Origin of the sequence: Aestuariivirga sp. (assembly GCF_041738905.1) — a bacterium.
GTDB lineage: Bacteria > Pseudomonadota > Alphaproteobacteria > Rhizobiales > Aestuariivirgaceae > Aestuariivirga.
Genome location: NZ_JBGSOZ010000135.1, coordinates 23,973 through 43,361, shown reverse-complemented (window position 1 = coordinate 43,361; position 19,389 = coordinate 23,973). Strand labels below are relative to the sequence as shown.

Genomic DNA, 19,389 nt, shown 5'->3' with positions numbered 1-19,389 from the left:
TTCAACCTTTGATGAGGGTGGGAATGCGCGTTGCGGGCGGCGTGTTGCGGCTGCGCTGGCATTTGATTTGGCCGTCGATGACCACCATGCCGATGCCGGGGAGATCGCCGAGTTGGATCGAATGCAGCAGGTTGTCGCCCGCCGAATGCTGTGCCTTGTCCATGAACACGAAGTCCGCCGCGCGCCCCACTTCAATGAGGCCGCAATCGAGCTTCCGCATGCGCGCCGTGTTGCCGGTGGCGAGGCAGATGGCGAGTTCCGCGGGAAGATCGCCGAGTGACGAGAGCATGGACACCATGCGCGCGATGCCGAGCGGCTGGACGCCAGACCCCGCCGGTGCATCGGTGCCGAGGATGACCCGGGACAGTTCGTTCATCTCCTTGGCCAGCCGGAGCGTGTAAAGCGCGGCGCGCTCATTGCCGTTGTGCACGATTTCGAGGCCGCGCTTGCAACCCTCGCAGATGCAGCGGATCTGCGAATCAGGAAGCGCCGTGTGGCCGCCGTTGATGTGCCCCACAACGTCCGTATCGGCGTCGAGCACCACGTCCTTGTCGATGAGGCCTGAACCCGGGATCGAGGGGCCGCCCGTATGGATGGTGCTCTGGATGCCGTATTTCCGCGCCCACGCCACCATGCGCCGCGCCGTGGGGCCGTCCTTCACGCCGCCCAAGCCCACTTCGCCCAGTAATGTCACGCCCGCATCCGCGAGATCCTTGAAATCCTGCTCCACCATCTCGGGTTCGATGCAGGGCGCGCCCGCATGAACCTTGACGCCCGAAGGGCGGAAATTCGCAAACTGCCGCTGCGCTGAAATGGCGAGCGCCTTCAACCCCACCACATCGCGTGGCCGGCCCGGTGTGTGAACCTCGCCCGCCGAAATCATGGTGGTGACCCCGCCGTTGAGGTTCGAGTCGATCCAGCCCATCTGGTTCTGGCGTGGCGTCCAGTCACCCGCAACCGGGTGCACATGGCTGTCGATGAGGCCGGGGGTAACTGCTGTGCCTTGCGCATCGATGATTGTCGCCGCGTGCTCCTGGTCCACATCCTTTGATCGCCCGATTGCAGTGATGCGCCCATTCTCGGCGACGATCGTATCCGCATCGAGAATCGGATTTTCCAGGGCGCCCGAGAGCAGGAGGCCGATATTCCTGATGACCAGTTTCTGCGGGCCCGTTGCCTGGCCCTGTGCCTCATGCGCCATGATGTCCTCCTGCAAGCGTGCTGCTTCTGGGGCAGCTTGAGGGCGGTATACTGCGACATGGGTAGCTGAGTGTCGAGGGGAGCGGACCGCATGACAGGAGTGCTACGATGAGAATAATCCGCAAGTCCGAACTGAAGGAAGGCCGCTGGCGCAACGGTATGGGCGTCTCGTGGGACATCGCCTCCGACCCGCCCGGAACCGATGATTTCGGTTGGCGCCTCGCCATGGCCCACATCGATGCTGATGTGCCGTTTTCGCACTACCCTTCGGTCGACCGCGTCTTTACTCTGATCGAGGGCAACGGCCTCGATCTTGAATTCGAGTCTGGCCGCACGCTTGCAGTCGACCGGCTGTTCGTGCCGCATCCCTATCCCTGCGATATTCCCACCTATTGCCGCTTGCGCGACGGCCCCTGCCGCGCGCTGAACCTGTTCACCAGACGCGGTCTTTTAACAGTTGGGGTGGACATCCTTTCAAGCAACGCCAAGATCGAGCACCCTGGGCCAATGCTTCTGGTCGTACTCGACGGGCGCGCGGAGATCGGCGGAGGGTCCCTTGAGTGTGGCGACACGGTGGTCATGTCGGACCGCGTCTCGGCCAAGGTAGATGGGCTGCTCTATGCCGCCAAACTCACCAAAGGATGATTGGCCGGCCATGTCATTCCCGCTATCAGACTGTCGGAACAAACAGGAGTTTCAAACATGAAAGCACGTGTGCAATGGCTCGATGGACGGGCCTTCGTTGGTGAATCGGGCTCGGGCCATGCTGTGGTCATGGACGGCTCGCCGGAAGCAGGCGGCCGCAACATCGGCGTCCGGCCGATGGAGATGCTGCTCATCGGCATGGGCGGCTGCACGGCCTTCGACGTGGTGATGATTCTCGAGCGCATGCGCGAGAAGGTCACAGGCATCGATATCGCGCTCGAGGCCGCTCGCGCATCGGAGGACCCCAAGGTCTTCACCCATGTGAAGCTGATCTACAAGGTGAGTGGCAAGAACCTCAAACGGGCGAATGTCGAACGCGCCGTGAGCATGTCAGCGGAGAAATACTGCTCGGCCTCGATCATGATCGGCAAGTCCGCCACGATCGAACATGTCATCGAGATCATCGACGAGGATGCAGCCGTCAGCGCCTGATCAGGCCATTCTCGTCGAAGTGCCTGGGAAACATGGCGGAGGCGCAGAAGTACATTGTATTCAACGCTTCGTCCCGTGTGTAGGGCTCGGTTGTAAACATGAGGTCGAGCCAAACTCCTTCGCTGGTCGTGCGCAGCACGCGCGCCGCACGTTGGGCGTCCGTGGCGTACCCACCTTCAGCAGAGAGGCGTTCGCATATCGACTCCTGGACGCGAATATAGTCGAGGTCGCTGGCGCCACACTGTTCCTGGTAAACAGGGCGGCTCTGGGCTTCGCCCCAAAAGGCGCACCATGCTGCTAGCCGCTCCGGTGTACTGACAATCTGGTTGAAGTCGGCAAGGATCAGGGCATTGAGCTGAGAACCGGGATCCTTGGGGGCTTCGGCAAGAGCCGTCTCCCAATTGTGGCGATACTCCTCGGCCATGAAACGCAGTGTGTCCGCGAGCAAGCGTTCCTTGGACTGGAAATGGAAGTTCACAAGTCCGTGGGACACGCCTGCCGCTGCGGCAACATCGCTCAAGGTTGTCTGGGCATAGCCGCGACGGGCAATCGTCGAGATCGTGGCCTCGATCAATTGCTCGCGGCGGTGTTCGCGGCTTGCCTTGCGTGGAAGTGGCGCACTGCTGTTCATTTTCCGTAGTGCTCACATCTCATGCCGGGCATTGGCGCCTGGGCCAAACCTTCAGCGTTTGCAGGATCCCCCGATCGTGCGGGCATCAATTTGATTGACAAGTCAGTCAGGTTCAAGTGAAGATTTCTCATGGCACTGAAAAAGGGCAGGGGGTCGACGTGAATCAGATCGCATCCGCCGCTGTCTCGCCTCTGCTGGATCATTGTCCAGAGTCGCTCCCGGCGGCCTGGTATTACGACACAGCCCATCATGCGCGTGAACTCAAGTCCATATGGTTGCGGCAATGGGTATATGTCGGCCGTTCAAGTGATCTTCCCGCCTTCAATGTCCGGAAATTCGACATTGGCGGCCAGAACCTGATCCTTGTCAAGGATGCGGCGGGAACTGTCTCCTGTTTCCACAACACCTGCCGCCATCGCGGGGCCGAGCTTTGCCAGGCGCAGGACACGCGCTTGAAGGCGAAGCTCATCACCTGCCCCTATCATGAGTGGGCCTACGATCTTCAGGGCCGGTTGGTGCGCGTGCCTTATGCCTCGCCCACGCCGGATTTCCGCAAGGAAGACCACGGCCTGCTAAAAGTTCATCTGAAGGAATGGAACGGCTTCCACTTCGTCTCGCTTGCGGACGACCCGCCGCCCTTCGATGCCGCTCCCGATCTGGGGACCGATGCCCTCGACAACTGGCCGATGCGGGATCTGGTGACGGGCCACGTGATGGTGAAGGAGATCGCCTGCAACTGGAAGGTTTTCTGGGAGAACTACAATGAGTGCCTGCATTGCCCCGGCATCCATCCCGAGCTCTGCGACCTGGTGCCAGTCTACAACAAGGGCCTGATGGCGCCCAACGAGGCAGCGGATTGGACACCGGACGCGCAGGCTGATGCTGGACCCCTGAAATCCGGCGCACGCACCTGGACCATGACCGGCAAGCCCTGCGGTCCGGAGTTTCCCGGCCTGAGCACGGCCCAGCGCCTTGCCGGGCACACTTTCGTGACCCTGTGGCCCACGATGTACGTCGTGGCCCATGTCGATTACGTGCGCGCCGTTTCTCTGAAGCCCCTCGGTCCGGAGCGCACGGAGCTCCGCGCCGAGTGGCTGTTCCCGCGTGCCACGCTGGAGGCGCCGGGATTCGATCTCGATAACGTCACCGGATTTGCGTCGCTGGTCATCGTTCAGGATGGCGAGGCAAGCGAAATCAACCAGCGCGGACTGAAATCCATGGCCTTCAAGGCCGGGCGTTTGATGCCGCAGGAATTCGATGTCTACCGTTTCCAGCAATGGGTGCGGGCACAGCTGACATGAAGGAGGACACCATGAACACCCATGAGAACATCGGCGGACACCTTCCGAAGGACTGGGATCGCAAGGGCCTGCCGGCCTGGACCTATCACAGTCCCGCGATGCTCGAGCTGGAGAAGCAGGAGCTGTTCCGCAGCCATTGGCAGCTCGCCGGCCACGTCAACGACGTGCCTCGGGCGGGCGATTTCTTCACCGTCGACATTGCTGACGAACGCGCGATCATCATGCGTGGCGAGGATGGCGTGGTCCGGGCCTTTCACAATCTGTGCCGGCATCGCGGCTCACGGGTGGCCGCTGAAAAGTCGGGCCATTGCAAGAATGCGCTGGTCTGCCCGTTCCACGGCTGGGTCTACAATCTCGACGGCACGCTCAGGGGCGCGGCGCGGCCGCAGAGTTTCGGTCCCCTGGACAAGACGGAATTCGGCCTCAAGCCCATCGAGCTCGAAATCTGGATGGGCTTCGTCTTCATCCGCTACCTCACCGGAGCGCAGCGCAGCGTGGCGGAGATGATGTCGGTCTATGCTCCGGAACTCACCGAGTACCAGCTCGAAGACATCCTCCCGACGACATCCTTCACGGATATGGAGATCGCCGTGAACTGGAAGTCGGTGCGTGACGTCGACAATGAAGGCTATCATGTCGCCATGGCGCATCCCGCGCTGCAGGACCTCTATGGCAGTACCTACTATGATCTCCCTTACCTGAATGGCGTGAGCCGCTCGCTTGGCCGTTTCAACCCCCATGCCGGTCGCTGCTGGAGCGTGCGGAACTATGTGGCGATCGCTGACCGGCAGCCGTGGCTGTCGGAAGACAAGCGCAATCTCTGGGGCTATTACGGTTTGTTCCCCAATCTGGTGATCGCGGTGACGCCTGAGTCCGTTCAGTTCTATCAGGAGTTTCCGCTCGGCGTCGACAGGACCCTCATTCGCGGCGCGGTCTATCGCAGGCCGGAGGAAAGCCGCGTGCAAAGAGTGGCGCGCTATCTCGCCCGGCGCATCGACCGGGAGACCTACAAGGAAGATATCCAGCTCTCCATCTGGTCGAACGAGTCGATGAAATCATCGGCGTTCGACAGTTTCCACCTGTCCGATCTGGAACGGGGCGTCCGCAGCCACCACGATCACATCAGGGCGGTGCTTCCTGTCACCACACTCGTGCAGCGCCCGCCGGAAGACCGTATTGCGGCGCTCAACGATGCAATGTGGGAAGGCGAAACGGAGCCGCATACAGCGGTGGCTTGACAGAGGCATGCATCCGGCAACAACCTGCAATGAAGGCGGCACATGAACAAGCGCCAGGGAGAACCAGGAATGAAGATTACAAGACGCCACGCCACAGGCCTTATCGCCGCCTCCGCTCTGGTCGCCATGCCTTATGTGCGGCGGGCCAAGGCGGAAGACGCCGTTGTCAATGTCTACAACTGGGCCGACTACATCGGCGAGACTACGATCGAGGACTTCCAGTCGGCCTCCGGAATTTCGGTCACCTATGACACCTACAGCTCTGCCGAAGAAATGCAGGCCAAGATGCTGGCGGGTTCCACCGGCTATGATGTGGTCGTGATGGCTGGCCTGTCGCTGCCGAACTTCATGAAGGCGAACATCTACGAGAAGCTCGACCGAGCCAAGCTTCCCGGCTGGAAGAACCTCGACCCCGAGGTTCTGCGCATCCTCGCCGGCTGGGATCCGGGCAACGAATACGGCATCCCCTATATGTGGGGCTCGGTTGGCATGACCTATAATGTCGACATGGTGAAGGAGCGCATCCCGGACGCCAACTTCGATTCACTCGATCTTCTCTTCAAGCCAGAGAATGCCGCAAAGCTTGCCGACTGCGGCATTTCCATTCTCGACAGCCCGACCGATACGATGCTGATGGTGCTCAAGTACATCGGCAAGGACGGCGACACCACCAACGTGAAGGATTACGACGCGGTGGTCGAGGCCTTCAAGCCGGTGCGGCAATACATCCGCACCTTCGACAATACCAACTATCTGAATGCCATTCCCAACAAGGAACTCTGCGTCATCAACAACTGGTCGGGCGACTATTCCACCGCGAAGGCCCGCGCGGAGGAAGCCGGCGTCGAGATCAATCTCGAATATCACGTGCCGGAAACGGGTGCCCCCGCCTGGGTCGATTGCCTCTGCATCCCCGCCGACGCCCAGCACAAGGAAAGCGCCTACAAGTTCCTCGAATACATGCTGCAGCCGGAAGTGATCGCGAAGTGCACCAACTTCACGAACTACGCCAATGGCAATCTTGCTTCGAAGCCCTTCATCGACAAGGCCGTGCTGGAGAATCCCGCCGTCTATCCCGACGAGAAGGTGTTGAAGCGCCTGTGGGCGCCGAAGCCCTTCACCGAAGATCAGGACCGCGAGATGACGCGCGCCTGGCAGACCATCAAGTCGGGCTGATCCGTCATGGCAGCGGAAGGGCAAGCGCCCTTCATCCGCATCGAGGGCGTGAGCAAGAGCTTTGGCAAGTTCACCGCCGTGAACGATGTTTCACTCGACATCATGAAGGGCGAAATGTTCGCCCTTCTTGGTGGCTCGGGATGCGGAAAGACGACGCTGCTCAGGATGCTCGCAGGTTTCGAGCAGCCTTCATCCGGGCGGATATTCCTCGATGGCCAGGACATGTCCGGAATCCCGCCCTATGAGCGGCCGGTGAACATGATGTTCCAGTCCTATGCCTTGTTTCCTCACATGACGGTGGAAGGCAATGTCGGCTATGGATTGAAACACGAGAAGATGACGGCGGCCGAACGCACCGGCCGGGTCCGCCAGATGCTCGATCTGGTGCAGCTCACAGCACTTGCGGAACGGAAGCCCCATCAGCTGTCGGGCGGGCAGCGCCAGCGCGTGGCGCTTGCCCGCGCGCTCGCCAAGCAGCCGAAGCTTCTGCTGCTGGACGAGCCCCTGGGCGCCCTGGACAAGAAGCTGCGCGAACACACCCAGTTCGAGATCATGAACATCCAGGAGCGGACCGGCATCACATTCGTGGTCGTCACACATGACCAGGAAGAGGCGATGACGCTTGCCGACCGCATTGCCGTGATGGACCACGGCGAGATCCGGCAGGTCGGCGCGCCGACCGAGGTCTATGAACACCCGTCCAGCCGCTTCGTCGCGGGCTTCATCGGCTCCATCAACATGTTCGATGGCGATGTGAAGCACAATGGCGCTGGCCTCACCATTGCCGTGCCTTCCCTTGGTTCCGATATCGTGATCGAAACCGGTTCCGCCCAAAGCGGAGACAAGGTGACGGTGGCCGTGAGGCCCGAGAAGATTATGATTTCGAGGGACAGGCCGGAGTGTGCGAATGCCTTCCAGGGCGTGGTGAAGGACCTCGGCTATTTCGGCAAGGACTCGCTGTACCGCGTGGTGCTGCCATCGGGTACGCTTGTCTCCGTCAACAGTGTCAACACCACACGCGGCTCGGGCTCGCGCGTTGCCGAATGGGACGACAAGGTCTGGCTCTCGTTTGAGCCCTCCGCCGCGATCCTGCTGAGGGATTGACGGAGATGGCGGAGGAAACGGCCGCAGGGAGGAGTTGGTTCAACCGGCGCGGCTGGCGGGACCTCATCATCGGCGTGCCCTATGTGTGGCTCCTCACCTTTTTCCTGCTGCCTTTCGTGATTGTCTTTGCCATGAGCCTCGCGCGGCGCGCCGAACTCTCGCCACCCATTGCCTTCCTCGATGAGTGGCCATGGATTCGCGGCGACAATTTTGCCCGGCTCTTTAGCGATACGCTCTACATCCGAGCCTACCTGACATCGATCTGGAACGCTGGCGTCGCCACGTTCTTCTGCCTGCTCATCGGCTATCCCATGGCCCTCGGCATCACGCGGGTGTCGAAGTCATGGCGCAACATCCTGCTGATGCTGGTGATCCTGCCCTTCTGGACGTCGTTCCTGCTGCGTGTCTATGCGTGGATGGGGCTGCTCGGCAACAACAGCTGGTTCAACCGCGGCCTCACCGCAACAATCAATGCAGTGATACCATCGGAATGGGCGCTGAAATCCATCCCGATGATGAATTCGAATTTTGCTGTCGTGCTAGTGATGGTCTATTCCTATCTCCCCTTCATGATCCTGCCGCTCTATGCCAATCTCGAGAAGCTCGACATGACGCTCAACGAGGCAGCGTTGGACCTGGGATCCAGGCCCTGGCAGGTGTTCAAGGACGTGACGCTTCCCCTCAGCATCCCCGGCATCATCGCGGGTGGGCTTCTCGTCTTCATTCCGGCAAGCGGTGAACTCATCATTCCCAGCCTGGTTGGCAATGCGTCCGATCCGATGATTGGCCGCGTCATCAGCGACCAGTTCTCTTCTGCGCGCGACTGGCCCATGGCGTCGGCCGTTGCCGTGGCGCTGCTGCTGCTGCTGCTGCTCGTGCTGCCGATGATGGTCTACACTTACTTTGAAGGCCGCGCCCAGGCGCAGGGGGAGGCCAGGCCATGAAGCGCCGCCCGGTGTTCCTCATCAGCTGCCTGTGCTTCGGCTTTGCCTTCTTCTACATCCCGATCCTGTCGCTCATCGTCTTCTCCTTCAACAAGTCGAGACTGGTGACCGTCTGGGGCGGATTCTCCACCCAATGGTATGGAAAGCTGTTCCAGAACGACCAGGTCATCAAGGCGGCGGCACTGTCGATCCAGATCGCGATCACCAGCGCCACCTTCGCCACCATTCTCGGCACCATGGCGGGGATAGCACTCGCCCGTTTCCGCAAGTTCAGGGGCCGCGTCGTCTTTTCGGGGCTCGTCACGGCCCCTCTGATCATGCCCGAAGTCATCACCGGCATTTCGTCCCTGATGCTCTTCATCATGATGGCGGAGTGGATTGGCTGGCCCGGCAGCCGCGGCTTCACCACGATCACCATCGCGCACATCACGTTCTCCATGACCTATGTGGCGACGATCGTTCAGTCGCGGCTGTCGTCCATGGACATTGCCATCGAGGAGGCCGCGATGGATCTTGGCGCCAGGCCATGGCGGGTGCTGACGGACGTGACGCTGCCGGTGATCTCGCCGGCGATCTTCGCGGGCTGGCTTCTCGCCTTCACCATCTCGCTCGACGATGTCGTCATCACCAATTTCACCAGCGGTCCGGGCTCCACCACGCTTCCCATCCTCATCTGGAGCAAGGTAAGGCTTGGCGTCACGCCCGACATCAATGCGCTCGCCACCATCATCATCACCGTCGTGGGCGTCGGTGTCGTGATTGCCGGTATCATCATGCATCGCGCGGAGGCGAGGCGCGAGCGCGATATCCAGATGGCCATCGCGCAGAACGGATGAGCATGGCGGCGCCCGACGACAGGATGCTGCTGTCCGCTCCATTGGGTGAAGCAGGTTCGGGCATGGTGCGCTATGCCGCCGCAATGTCTCTCTACCAGGAGGGACTGATCGGCGGTGCAACGCTCGAGGTTTTCCGCATCTGCGCGCGAGACGACCATATCGATCCCTTTGCCGAGCTTGCGCGCGTCGGCATGAATGCCGATCTTCCCATTCTTGAAACCAGATGCCTTGAGGAGAACAACCTATGAAACCCGTGAACCCGGCAGACCGCCGCGTCGCCAACATCTATGAAGCGGCTTACACGCCCTTCGTCTTCGAGGATGGCATGACGATGGGCGACAGCGTTCTGCAACTGAATGATGCCGAGCCCCTGGGCGTGGGTTTCCACGTCTACCGGATGCCGGCCGGCATGACGACCCGCCCGCACCGCCACAATGGTCACGAACAGTTCCTCATTCTCGACGGCGAACTGATCGAGAATGACGGCACGGTGTTCCGCAAGGGCGATCTCGTGTGGCTGCGCGACGGCACGGAGCATTGCTCCTATACGCCCAACGGCTGCCTCCTCGCGGTCCATATCGCGGCCACCGAAACCACGGTCGAGTGATGCAGGCCGATCTCGTCATCATCAACGGCGGCATCCACACGATGGATGCCGCCACGCCGTGCGCTGAAGCCTTGTGCGTGAAGGATGGCCGCGTCCTCGCCCTCGGCAGCAACGCGGACATGCGGGCGCTTGCTGGAACGGCCACGCGCGTGATCGATGCCGGTGGCCGCATGGTGCTGCCCGGCTTTCAGGACACGCACATCCATCTCCAGGATTCCGGTCACGGCTACGGTCTCAATGCCGATCTTGGCGGCGCGCGGACTCTTACCGAACTGCAACAACGCATGCGGGACTTCGCGGCGCGCCACAAGGGGGCCTGGGTGAATGGCGTCGGCTGGTACACCGGCATCTTCACCGACCACAATCTCACGCGGCACATTTTGGACGAGGCCGTTCCGGACCGGCCCTGCTACATTCTGGCCTCCGACGGCCACAACGCCTGTCTCAATACGCTGGCCTGCAAGGCGATTGGCCTTGAACGCGGAACGCCCGATCCGTTCAACGGCCATTTCGTGCTCGATAGTTCGGGCGAGCCCACAGGCATGCTGCATGAAGATGCCATCGACTGGGCCGTGAAGCGCATGCCGGCGGTCACAGAGGATGACTATGCCGAAGGCGTTCGCTTCGCGCAGGCCCTGTGCAACCGCAACGGCATCACCGGCGTGCTCGATGCTTCTGTCGGGCGCCGCCACGCGCGGGTCTACCAGCGTCTCGCCGAAAGCGGAGACCTGACGGTCCGCCTCTGCGCCACGGCCAAGGTGAAGCCGGAAGAGACGGCGGCAGTTGCACTCGACCGCATCGGCACGCTCCGCCGTGAATTCGGCGCCGGCATCTTCAACATTCATTCGGCGAAGTTCTTCCTCGACGGCGTTCTGGAAAATCGCACGGGCGCGATGATCGAACCCTATTCGGACGCGTTGGGCGGCAATGCGCCGCTGATGTTCGAGGCAGGGCACATCAAGGAACTCTTCACCGCCTTCGATGCCGCGCGCTTCCAGATCCATGTGCATGTGATCGGCGATCTCGCGGTGCGGGCTGCGCTCGACGGGCTTGAGGCGGCGCGCGCCGCCAACGGCCGCTGGCCCAGCCTGCATCAGTTGGCGCATGTGCAATGCATTGACCCCGCCGATGTCCCGCGCTTCCGCGAACTGGGCGCCATGATGAACGTGCAGTCCCTGTGGGCCCGCCACGAACCATCGGTCGACGACGTGGCGCTTCCGATGATGGGTGAGGCGCGGGGCAGGCTGATGTATGCCTTCCGTACCCTCATCGATGCGGGTGCGCCCTTTTGCCTGTCGAGCGACTGGGGCGTCTCGACGCTCAATCCCTTCCAGATCATGGAAACGGCAATCACGCGGCAGCCGCCCCACAAGCACGGCGATCACCCGGTGTTCCTGCCTGAGCAGCGCATGACGCGGGAGGAGTGCCTCAAGGGTTACACGGTGAATGCCGCGGCTGCCGCCTGGCGTTCCCATGATACAGGGTCGCTCACGCCCGGCCATCACGCCGACATCATCATCCTCGACCGCAATGTCCTGAACTGCGATGTCTATGACATCGGCGACACGGAGGTGCAACTCACGTTGCTAGGCGGCCGGGAAGTGCATCGGGCACCGGGCTTCGGGGGATGAGGTCTCACCGCGAGAGGCGAAGTGCCGAGACCCGTTTGCCGATCTCGCGGAAGGCGGCCTTCAGTTCTGCGTCCGTGGCGGCCAGATAGGCGTGTTTCTTGCTCGATGCGCAGTCTGTCATCACAGTCTTCGCGGCGGGATCGTCCGCGATGTCGAAGCCGATCGTGTAGATGGCAATGCCTTTCTTCTTCATCGCGGCGCAGAGCTGCATGGCCTGCTCGGCCGCTGAACCATTGGTGGCATCGCAGTTGATCTTGTCGTTAGAACTGCCGCTGCCGTTGCCCGAACTGCGCGCGATGACCCCATTGCAATAGGCGGTATTGAATTCGCCATCGGTCATGATGACCGCGATCTTGCTGACCTTTTCCGTGCCATAGGCGGCAGGCAGGCTGGAACCATTCCACAGGCCGAAGTCCCTGGACAGCGCATACCAGCCCCAGGCAATGCCGATCTGGCCCGCGGTCGAACCCACGGCCACGAGCCTGTCGATCGCCGCTTTCAGCTTCGCCTTGTCGGTGGTGAGCGGGATCAGCGCGCCGTCGAGGCAGGGGTTGTTCGGGCTCGCATAATTGATGCCCACGAGAGCCGTGGCGGGCGGTGCATCCGTATAGGCGTCAGCGCCTGTCCGCTCGCTGGCGCAGGTGCTGGCAGTGAAAGAGACGTTGAACTTGTTGGAGTTACGGAAGCGGTAGAACAGGCACCCCGGTTCGGTGCACAGGCCTGCCTTCAGAGCACCGCGCGCCACGTCGGCGTAGGCGCCGAGGTTCACGCCTGCAGAGTATGGCACGAGAGCCACCTTCGCGTAGAATCGGGTCTGGTTGTCCCAGACCACGGCGTCGATGAAACTGGCGGCCGCCGACTTCAGTGATTTCAGCTTGCTACCGCTCATCGATCCTGTCGTGTCGAGGATGAGGGCCACCTCGATGCTGCTGCCCGAGCGGATGACCTGCGCCGAAATAGGGATGTCGATGGTTCTGATTCCTGCAAGACCGAGCAGGCTTGTCCGGAACTTCGCCTTGGCCCAGATGTCGATCTGGCCATTGTTTTCGCTGAGCTTGAGGGCGGTGATCGGCCCGTGCTCACGCTCGGAATAGTTGCGTGCGACGACAGCAGTGGCAAGTGCTGTCAGTTTCTTCATGTCTGTGACGTTCGAACTGCCTGCCTGGAGCGCGGCGGCATCGATCGCGGCCGCGAGTTGCGTGCGGGCAGTCAGAAGCCGCCCGAAGTCGATGGCCGTGCCACAGGCGATGAAGACCACAAGAAGCGAGAGGGCCGTGAGGACCGTGACATTACCCCTCGCCGACGGAAGGAAGACTGGCCAAGTCAACATACGGCGGCATTGCCCGGCACCGTGAGTGAGGCAGTTGATGATGACGTTCTTCACGCAATGCCGGGACATGAGGGATAAGGTGGGTCGTCCGTGAACAGGTCGGTTCTGGACAATAACCACGCCAAGCTGACGCGGAGGTTGAGCCTCAGGGCAGGAGACGGCCAGGACACGGGGCATGAAGCCCCGTCAGGTCAACCATGCGCGTCGTTGTTCACGGCTTGTCAGTTCACCAGCCTTCATGCAGTCTCGACAGGCAGGACCGGGCGAGGGGGGCTGGAAACACCCAGCGATGACGCGCCGGATACCTTCAGCAAAACAGGGAGACGCACACATGAAATGGACACGCCGCATTGCATTGGCCGCCGCTGCGCTGATGTTCTCCATGAGCCCGGCCATGGCGGACCTCAAGTTCGGGGTCGCCGCCGAACCCTATCCGCCCTTCACGTCCAAGGATGCCTCGGGCAAGTGGGTCGGCTGGGAGATCGACGTCATGGACGCCGTCTGCGCCGAGATGAAGGAGAAGTGCGAGATCGTCGAGGTTGCGTGGGACGGGATCATTCCATCGCTGACGTCGAACCAGATCGACGTGATCTGGTCCTCGATGCTGATCACCGAGAAGCGCAAGGAGACGATCGACTTCAGCCGCATGTACTATGACACGCCGCCGGCCATTATCGGCCCGAAAAACGGCGATACCGATACCTCGGCCGAACACATGAAAGGCAAGACCCTCGGTGTTCAGGTCTCGACCGGCCATGAGAGATATGCCGCGAAGTATCTGGTGCCGAGCGGTATCGAACTGAAGACCTACGCGACGCAGGACGAAGCCAACAATGATCTCGCCGCCGGCCGGCTGGACTATGTGCTGGCGAACAGCTCGGCCCTCTTCGACTACCTGGGCACCACCCAGGGCGCTGAGTGCTGCGAACTGAAGAGCATCGTCGAGAAACCGAAGGACGATCCCGGCATCTATGGCGAGGGCGTGGGCGGCGGTGTCCGCAAGGAGGACACGGCCCTGAAGGAGAAGCTGAGTGCTGCCATTGGCGCTCTGGCCAAGGCCGGCAAGTTCGACGAAATCACCAACAAGTATCCCCAGCTCGTCGGCAAGATGACGCTGCCCAAGGCCGAGTGACCTTCGGACCGAGCGTCACGTGAATGCATGAGGCCGGCAGTTTGCGCTGCCGGCCTCTTCTGTGAGGAGTGTCCGGCAGCGTCAGAACCCGCGCCGGGCCTCGATGTCACGCACGATCTGCATGAAGGCAAGGCAGGCCGGAGACAGGCTTCGCCCGCGCCGCCAGATGAAGCCGTAGTTCAGTTTCATCCATGGCAACTCCACGGGAAGGACGGCGAGAGTTGACTCCGCCAGCTCGCGCTCGATCAGGTGCCGTGGGCCGGCCGACAGCGCGTCGCCGCTGAGAACGATGTTTTTCGCAGCCGAGAATGTTTCGACCCAGATGCGGGGAATGACGCGGTGAGTCGTGTTGTCGACAATGCCGAATGGCCTGCTTTGTTTTGGCAATGCCGCAAACATCGTGGCTGGCAGGGCAGGGCCTGCCCATGGAAACTCGAGAATGTCTGTCAGCGTGACTTGGGATTTCTGTGCGAGCGGATGTTTCGCCCGGCAGAAGACGGTGATCGGACTGACGCGCAGGACCTCCGTTTCGAGATCGGGCTTCTTGCTGGCCTCTGTGATGTCAGCAAGCCCGATGTCGAATGTCCTGCTCGCCACATCTTCGGTGACGTCGTTCCAGTCCTTGACCGCGAACTTGCACACCAATGAGGGATGGCGCGAGGCCATGATGCCGATGGCCTCCTGAACCGACATCTCGGCGGGATAGAGCCCGCAGCTGATCGCAAGGCTGCCGACATCAAGTCCCTTCGCCAGATTGATCTCGCGCAGGAGTTCATTGAAATCGGCGACGATGCTTTCGCTGTGGGCGATCAGGATTTCGCCAAAGACCGTCGGGGTGTTCTGTCCCGTCCTGTCGAACAGCGTCACGCCGAGAGTTTTCTCGATGCTGCTGATGCCCTTGGACAAGGCGGGTTGGGAGATGCCGAGAACATCCGCCGCCCGTCCAAAATGTCCGTGTGCCGCCAGAGTTCTGATAAACTCGAGATGCCGTATCGAAAGCATGGCCACCCTCCGTTATCACCTGATAACGGAGGGTTATTGGACAAGCAATATTCGATACAATATCGTTTTCACAATCGCATGGGTAAACAGGTCCGGCCTCCTGAGAGATGCGTCCGGATTCCTCTGCGCATGTTGTCTTCTGTGAAGGGAAAACTGAGATCATGACCACGCGCCGCCAACTTCTCGGGACCGTCTCCGCAGCCAGTGCGGCGTTTGCAGTCACGGGCCGGCATCTGCTGGAAGGAACACCGGTCTTCGCGCAGGAGGTGGCTCAACCTCTGGCGGGGCACTTCCACCCGAAGGGCAAGGCGCCATCCGCGCACACGCTCGAGGTCCTGAAGTCGGCAAGGGCAACGCTTCCCTTCTCCGACACGCGTGACATGGACGAGCAGAAGAAGGGCTTCATCGCCCCCATGCCGGACCTCAAGATCAAGGCCGACGCCGGCCACATCGCGTGGGACATGGAGCGCTTCCAGTTCCTCGATGAGAAAGACGAGTTCGACAGCATCCATCCCTCGCTGCTCCGCCAGTCGAAGCTCAACAACAACTATGGCCTCTACGAAGTCATCCCCGGCATCTATCAGGTGCGCGGCGTCGATCTCTCGGACATCACCTTCGTGCGAGGCAAGACCGGCTGGATCGTCTTCGATCCGCTCGTCTCGGCCGAGCCGGTTCGCGCCGCGTGGGAGCTGTTCCAGAAGCATGTCGGCGAAGGCCTGCCGGTCACGGCCGTGATCTATTCGCACACCCATGGCGACCATTGGGGCGGGGTGCGCGGGCTCATCGACGAAGCGGATGTGCGCTCGGGCAAGGTCACGCTCATCGCGCCCGGCGATTTCATGGACTTCACGATTTCCGAGAACGTCTATGCCGGCAATGCCATGAACCGGCGGCTGTTCTTCCAGTATGGACTGCTGCTGCCCGCAAGCCCCCACGGCTATGTCGGGCAGGGTCTCGGCCAGGGCGTGTCATCAGGCGCCACCGGCCTGATCGCGCCCAACCGCTATGTGTCGGACCCGATCGAGGAGTTCGAGGTCGATGGCGTGCGGATGATCTTCCAGAACACGCCGAATACCGAGGCGCCCCGGGAGATGAACACCTACATCCCGGACATGAAGGCCTTGTGGATGGCGGAGAACGTCATCGCTTCCCTCCACAACATCTACACGCTGCGCGGCGCGCCGGTCCGCGATCCCTTGCGCTGGTCGAAGTACATCGCGGAGTCGCTCTATCTCTTCGGGCTCGAGGCCGAGGTCATGTTCGCCTCGCATCACTGGCCGCGCTGGGGCAACGCGCGCATCCAGGAGGTCCTGCGCGACCAGCGCGACCTCTATGCGCACATGAACAACCAGGTCCTGCACCTCGCCAACCAGGGCGTCACCATCAACCAGGTTCACAATGTCTACCAGTTGCCAGCCAGCATCCTGCAGAAATGGCATTGCCGCGGCTATCATGGCTCCGCCGAACACAATGCGCGCGGCGTCATCCAGCGGTATCTGGGCTTCTGGGACTGCAATCCCGCCACGCTGATCCCGCTGTCACCGGCTGATTCCGCGCCGCTCTATGTGGAGATGATGGGGGGCTCCGCGAAGATCATCGCCAGGGGCCGCGAACTTCACGATGCCGGGCAGTATCTTCTGGCACAGGAAATCCTCAACAAGCTGGTTCAGGCCGAACCCGGCAATACCGAAGCCATGGACCTGCTCGCCGATGTCTTCGAGCAGATCGGCTATCAGCAGGAAAACCCGGGGCTCCGCAACAGCTTCCTGGCGGGCGCCTATGAATTGCGGACCGGCATACCGGAAGGCCAGACTGCCGATTCCAGCTCGCCTGACGTGATCCGTGCCATGTCCACCGAACTGTTCCTGAACTTCCTGGCGATCCGCATGGACAGCCGCAAGGCCGAGGGGCTGCGCTTCACCATGAACCTCGTCACGCCCGACAACGGCGAGAAGTTCATCGTCGAACTGGAAAACGCGACGCTCACCAACATCAGCGGCTATCAGGCCGAGAAACCGGACCTGACGCTGACCATCAACCGCGCCGCCCTGGAACAGACCATGATGGGCGCAAAGACGCTGGAGGCGCAGATCGCCGATGGCACGGCCACGTTCGAGGGCGACATCTCCTTCCTCGCGAAGCTGGCCGCCACGATGATCGACTTCGACCCGCGCTTCGAGGTCATGCCGGGCACCAAGGCGATGGGCGCGGTTGCGTCCCACGACGCATTTGAAGCAACGGCAGGTGCTGTGATTGCCGAGTAGCGGCGCAGCCGTTCAGCAATGGAAAGTTGTTCCTTTCCAATTTGGCCAGTCACGCAATCTTCAGGAAGCAAGTGGTGGGCGATACTGGACTCGAACCAGTGACCCCTGCGATGTGAACACAGTGCTCTACCAACTGAGCTAATCGCCCTTGTTCAGGGTGGTCGCCGTATAGTCGGAAGGGGCGGGGGAAGTCAAGGACGGCGGCACATGCATCTTTCGGGCTGATTCCAGCGTATGCAAGGCCATGAAACTCGCTCTTGCCGTGATGTCTCTCCCCGTGGCCGCAGCCCTTGCGCTGGGCATTGCCGTGATGGTGTTTTCGCCGCTCCGGGTGTTTGCTGCACTCGTTCCCTTTGATTCCGGTGTGTCTCGCGCGGCCTTCGATGTGGCCTATGGGCGCGATCCCCGCCAGAAACTCGATGTCTATCGGCCAGAGGTCGGCGGGCAGGGGCTGCCGGTGCTGGTGTTCTGCTACGGGGGCGGATGGGATACGGGTTCGCGCGAATACTATGAGTTTGCCGGACGGAGCTTCGCGGCTGCCGGATATCTGACGATCGTCTTCGATTACCGGCTGGTGCCCAAGGATCGCTTTCCGGCCTTCGTGGAGGACACAGCGGCAGCCATCGCCTGGGCCTCCGCGCATGCCGGAGACTATGGTGGAGACGGCAGCCAAGTCTATCTGCTTGGACATTCGGCCGGAGCCTACAATGTTGCGATGGCCGCACTCGACCGGCGCTATCTGGAGGCCCATGGGGCCACGCCGGATGTGGTGGCGGGGATTGCCGTTCTGGCAGGACCCTTCGACTTCCTGCCGCTGGACGATCCCGCGACCATCGCCGCCTTCAGCCAGTGGCCCGATCTGCCGGAGACCCAGCCGGTCAATGCCGTAACGCCCGAAGCACCGCCCTTCCTGCTGATCACCGGCGATGCCGACACGACGGTCTATCCGCGCAATTCCAGGCGGCTGGCGGAACGCCTCACCGAGGCGGGCGTCGAGAACCGGCTGGTCATCCTGGAGGGAATGCGCCATGCCGACGTGCTGACAGCACTGGCCTGGCCGCTGCGCTGGCGAGCGCCGGTAAGGGATGAAATCCTCTCGTTCTTCGCCAGCCTTCAGGCCAGCGCGAAGAGATCCTGAATGGCCTCATAGGCCTCGTCGAAGTGTGCGATCATCCGGTCGGGTCCATACTCCTGCACGGGTTTCGGCGTATAGCCGAAGGGAACGCCGATGACCGGAACGCCGGCGTTACGTGCGGTCAGAATGTCGGTCTCGCTGTCACCCACCATCACGGCGCGCGGCGCGACGAGGCCCAGGCGGCTCACCGCCTCGCGGAACGGGCGGGGGTCGGGCTTGGCGACGCCCAGCGTATCCGGCCCCACGACTGAACCGAAGTACTTCGACAGGTCCAGCGCATCGAGCAACTGGACCGACAGGCCTTCAAGCTTGTTGGTGCAGACGCCGAGGCCAAAGCCATCGGCCTTGAGCTTTTCGAGCAGGGCGACGAGGCCCGGAAACACCACGCTGCCATCGGCGATGTTGTTGGAATAGTACTCGACGAACCGCTTGTAGTCGGGCTCGACGTCATAACCGTCGGGCATTCCCCCGGTAGCGGCAAGGCCGCGGGTGAGAAGGGCGCGGGCACCATGGCCTACGAAAACCCGTACCTCGTCCATGGAGATGGCGCGGCGACCCCGGGCAGCCAGAACATGGTTCGTGGCCCGCATCAGGTCGGGCGCGGTGTCGACAAGGGTTCCGTCAAGGTCGAAAATCACGACACGGTCTGGCATGCAACCCTCGCAAATCTGGCGTGTTGGTTTGGCGGCGAACCCCGTGCTAAGAGGCCGCCAACCGAAAC

19 protein-coding genes and 1 tRNA gene are annotated in these 19,389 nt (G+C 61.7%); 14 read left to right on the top strand and 6 right to left on the bottom strand.

Translation table 11 applies throughout. From position 1 onward, the window contains the following. Position 1: 1 nt before the first annotated feature. Positions 2-1,201 (bottom strand): amidohydrolase family protein, encoded by a 1,200-nt coding sequence (locus tag ACEW8Q_RS12405; RefSeq protein ID WP_373504368.1) that lies wholly within the window; start codon positions 1,199-1,201, stop codon positions 2-4. Positions 1,202-1,308: 107 nt separating this feature from the next. Between ACEW8Q_RS12405 and ACEW8Q_RS12400 the strand changes: the two genes are divergently transcribed. Both ACEW8Q_RS12400 and ACEW8Q_RS12395 read left to right on the top strand, forming a co-directional pair. Beyond that, positions 1,309-1,845, top strand: a complete 537-nt coding sequence (locus tag ACEW8Q_RS12400) for a HutD family protein (RefSeq protein WP_373504367.1) — start codon at positions 1,309-1,311, stop codon at positions 1,843-1,845. Between the two features lie 57 nt (positions 1,846-1,902). Then, positions 1,903-2,337: an OsmC family protein gene (locus ACEW8Q_RS12395; protein ID WP_373504366.1), complete on the top strand. Its 435-nt coding sequence runs from the start codon at positions 1,903-1,905 to the stop codon at positions 2,335-2,337. Here the strand turns inward: ACEW8Q_RS12395 and ACEW8Q_RS12390 are convergent. Continuing rightward, on the bottom strand, positions 2,327-2,968 hold the full coding sequence (locus ACEW8Q_RS12390) for a TetR family transcriptional regulator (protein WP_373504365.1): 642 nt from the start codon (positions 2,966-2,968) through the stop codon (positions 2,327-2,329). The two genes, ACEW8Q_RS12395 and ACEW8Q_RS12390, sit on opposite strands and share 11 nt — an antisense overlap. 158 nt (positions 2,969-3,126) lie before the next feature. On the opposite strand from ACEW8Q_RS12390, the gene ACEW8Q_RS12385 reads away from it, so the two are divergent. The 9 genes from ACEW8Q_RS12385 to ACEW8Q_RS12345 all read left to right on the top strand — a co-directional run bounded on the left by ACEW8Q_RS12385 (position 3,127) and on the right by ACEW8Q_RS12345 (position 11,805). Further along, positions 3,127-4,269, top strand: a complete 1,143-nt coding sequence (locus ACEW8Q_RS12385) for an aromatic ring-hydroxylating dioxygenase subunit alpha (protein WP_373504364.1) — start codon at positions 3,127-3,129, stop codon at positions 4,267-4,269. An 11-nt stretch (positions 4,270-4,280) separates the two neighbouring features. Next, positions 4,281-5,507 carry an aromatic ring-hydroxylating dioxygenase subunit alpha gene (locus ACEW8Q_RS12380; RefSeq protein ID WP_373504363.1) on the top strand — a complete coding sequence of 409 codons (1,227 nt, stop codon included), beginning with the start codon at positions 4,281-4,283 and terminating at the stop codon, positions 5,505-5,507. A gap of 69 nt (positions 5,508-5,576) precedes the next feature. Further along, the gene (locus tag ACEW8Q_RS12375) at positions 5,577-6,683 is read left to right on the top strand and encodes a polyamine ABC transporter substrate-binding protein (RefSeq protein ID WP_373504362.1); all 1,107 of its coding nucleotides are present in this window, start codon (positions 5,577-5,579) and stop codon (positions 6,681-6,683) included. A gap of 6 nt (positions 6,684-6,689) precedes the next feature. Beyond that, entirely contained in the window at positions 6,690-7,787 is a 1,098-nt protein-coding gene (locus ACEW8Q_RS12370) for an ABC transporter ATP-binding protein (RefSeq protein WP_373504361.1), read from the top strand. Between the two features lie 5 nt (positions 7,788-7,792). Next, positions 7,793-8,731 (top strand): ABC transporter permease, encoded by a 939-nt coding sequence (locus tag ACEW8Q_RS12365; RefSeq protein WP_373504360.1) that lies wholly within the window; start codon positions 7,793-7,795, stop codon positions 8,729-8,731. Next, positions 8,728-9,567, top strand: coding sequence for an ABC transporter permease subunit (locus ACEW8Q_RS12360; protein WP_373504359.1), 840 nt, complete (start codon positions 8,728-8,730; stop codon positions 9,565-9,567). Before ACEW8Q_RS12365 ends, ACEW8Q_RS12360 begins: the two co-directional genes overlap by 4 nt. Positions 9,568-9,569: 2 nt before the next feature. Next, positions 9,570-9,815: a hypothetical protein gene (locus tag ACEW8Q_RS12355; RefSeq protein WP_373504358.1), complete on the top strand. Its 246-nt coding sequence runs from the start codon at positions 9,570-9,572 to the stop codon at positions 9,813-9,815. Next, positions 9,812-10,174, top strand: a complete 363-nt coding sequence (locus ACEW8Q_RS12350) for a cupin domain-containing protein (protein ID WP_373504357.1) — start codon at positions 9,812-9,814, stop codon at positions 10,172-10,174. Before ACEW8Q_RS12355 ends, ACEW8Q_RS12350 begins: the two co-directional genes overlap by 4 nt. Next, positions 10,174-11,805, top strand: a complete 1,632-nt coding sequence (locus ACEW8Q_RS12345) for an amidohydrolase (RefSeq protein WP_373504356.1) — start codon at positions 10,174-10,176, stop codon at positions 11,803-11,805. The genes ACEW8Q_RS12350 and ACEW8Q_RS12345 overlap by 1 nt, the downstream gene beginning before the upstream one ends. 4 nt (positions 11,806-11,809) lie before the next feature. Here ACEW8Q_RS12345 and ACEW8Q_RS12340 read toward each other — a convergent pair whose 3' ends face one another. Next, complete coding sequence (locus ACEW8Q_RS12340) at positions 11,810-13,135, bottom strand: pilus assembly protein TadG-related protein (RefSeq protein ID WP_373504355.1); 1,326 nt, start codon at positions 13,133-13,135, stop codon at positions 11,810-11,812. Positions 13,136-13,466: 331 nt separating this feature from the next. Here ACEW8Q_RS12340 and ACEW8Q_RS12335 point away from each other — a divergent pair, with 331 nt between their 5' ends. Continuing rightward, positions 13,467-14,267 (top strand): transporter substrate-binding domain-containing protein, encoded by an 801-nt coding sequence (locus ACEW8Q_RS12335; protein WP_373504354.1) that lies wholly within the window; start codon positions 13,467-13,469, stop codon positions 14,265-14,267. An 81-nt stretch (positions 14,268-14,348) separates the two neighbouring features. Here ACEW8Q_RS12335 and ACEW8Q_RS12330 read toward each other — a convergent pair whose 3' ends face one another. Next, a complete protein-coding gene (locus ACEW8Q_RS12330) occupies positions 14,349-15,269 on the bottom strand; it encodes a LysR family transcriptional regulator (protein ID WP_373504353.1) in 921 nt (306 codons plus the stop codon). Positions 15,270-15,430: 161 nt separating this feature from the next. Here ACEW8Q_RS12330 and ACEW8Q_RS12325 point away from each other — a divergent pair, with 161 nt between their 5' ends. Further along, entirely contained in the window at positions 15,431-17,533 is a 2,103-nt protein-coding gene (locus ACEW8Q_RS12325) for an alkyl/aryl-sulfatase (protein ID WP_373504352.1), read from the top strand. A 72-nt stretch (positions 17,534-17,605) separates the two neighbouring features. On the opposite strand, the gene ACEW8Q_RS12320 is transcribed toward ACEW8Q_RS12325, so the two are convergent. Beyond that, a tRNA-Val gene (locus ACEW8Q_RS12320) sits at positions 17,606-17,681 on the bottom strand. A 96-nt stretch (positions 17,682-17,777) separates the two neighbouring features. Here ACEW8Q_RS12320 and ACEW8Q_RS12315 point away from each other — a divergent pair. Further along, positions 17,778-18,671: an alpha/beta hydrolase gene (locus ACEW8Q_RS12315; RefSeq protein ID WP_373504351.1), complete on the top strand. Its 894-nt coding sequence runs from the start codon at positions 17,778-17,780 to the stop codon at positions 18,669-18,671. Here the strand turns inward: ACEW8Q_RS12315 and gph are convergent. Then, the gene (gph, locus tag ACEW8Q_RS12310; RefSeq protein ID WP_373504350.1) at positions 18,647-19,321 is read right to left on the bottom strand and encodes a phosphoglycolate phosphatase; all 675 of its coding nucleotides are present in this window, start codon (positions 19,319-19,321) and stop codon (positions 18,647-18,649) included. The genes ACEW8Q_RS12315 and gph overlap by 25 nt on opposite strands. Positions 19,322-19,389 lie beyond the last annotated feature (68 nt).

Bases quoted from the DNA above. Each gene is read 5' to 3' on its own strand.
- gph (WP_373504350.1), bottom strand. From the start codon at position 19,321: ATGCCAGACCGTGTCGTGATTTTCGACCTTGACGGAACCCTTGTCGAC.
- ACEW8Q_RS12335 (WP_373504354.1), top strand. From the start codon at position 13,467: ATGAAATGGACACGCCGCATTGCATTGGCCGCCGCTGCGCTGATGTTC.
- ACEW8Q_RS12360 (WP_373504359.1), top strand. From the start codon at position 8,728: ATGAAGCGCCGCCCGGTGTTCCTCATCAGCTGCCTGTGCTTCGGCTTT.
- ACEW8Q_RS12380 (WP_373504363.1), top strand. From the start codon at position 4,281: ATGAACACCCATGAGAACATCGGCGGACACCTTCCGAAGGACTGGGAT.
- ACEW8Q_RS12390 (WP_373504365.1), bottom strand. From the start codon at position 2,968: ATGAACAGCAGTGCGCCACTTCCACGCAAGGCAAGCCGCGAACACCGC.
- ACEW8Q_RS12365 (WP_373504360.1), top strand. From the start codon at position 7,793: ATGGCGGAGGAAACGGCCGCAGGGAGGAGTTGGTTCAACCGGCGCGGC.
- ACEW8Q_RS12345 (WP_373504356.1), top strand. From the start codon at position 10,174: ATGCAGGCCGATCTCGTCATCATCAACGGCGGCATCCACACGATGGAT.
- ACEW8Q_RS12330 (WP_373504353.1), bottom strand. From the start codon at position 15,269: ATGCTTTCGATACGGCATCTCGAGTTTATCAGAACTCTGGCGGCACAC.
- ACEW8Q_RS12405 (WP_373504368.1), bottom strand. From the start codon at position 1,201: ATGGCGCATGAGGCACAGGGCCAGGCAACGGGCCCGCAGAAACTGGTC.
- ACEW8Q_RS12325 (WP_373504352.1), top strand. From the start codon at position 15,431: ATGACCACGCGCCGCCAACTTCTCGGGACCGTCTCCGCAGCCAGTGCG.
- ACEW8Q_RS12370 (WP_373504361.1), top strand. From the start codon at position 6,690: ATGGCAGCGGAAGGGCAAGCGCCCTTCATCCGCATCGAGGGCGTGAGC.
- ACEW8Q_RS12350 (WP_373504357.1), top strand. From the start codon at position 9,812: ATGAAACCCGTGAACCCGGCAGACCGCCGCGTCGCCAACATCTATGAA.
- ACEW8Q_RS12340 (WP_373504355.1), bottom strand. From the start codon at position 13,135: ATGTTGACTTGGCCAGTCTTCCTTCCGTCGGCGAGGGGTAATGTCACG.
- ACEW8Q_RS12355 (WP_373504358.1), top strand. From the start codon at position 9,570: ATGGCGGCGCCCGACGACAGGATGCTGCTGTCCGCTCCATTGGGTGAA.
- ACEW8Q_RS12400 (WP_373504367.1), top strand. From the start codon at position 1,309: ATGAGAATAATCCGCAAGTCCGAACTGAAGGAAGGCCGCTGGCGCAAC.
- ACEW8Q_RS12395 (WP_373504366.1), top strand. From the start codon at position 1,903: ATGAAAGCACGTGTGCAATGGCTCGATGGACGGGCCTTCGTTGGTGAA.
- ACEW8Q_RS12375 (WP_373504362.1), top strand. From the start codon at position 5,577: ATGAAGATTACAAGACGCCACGCCACAGGCCTTATCGCCGCCTCCGCT.
- ACEW8Q_RS12315 (WP_373504351.1), top strand. From the start codon at position 17,778: ATGAAACTCGCTCTTGCCGTGATGTCTCTCCCCGTGGCCGCAGCCCTT.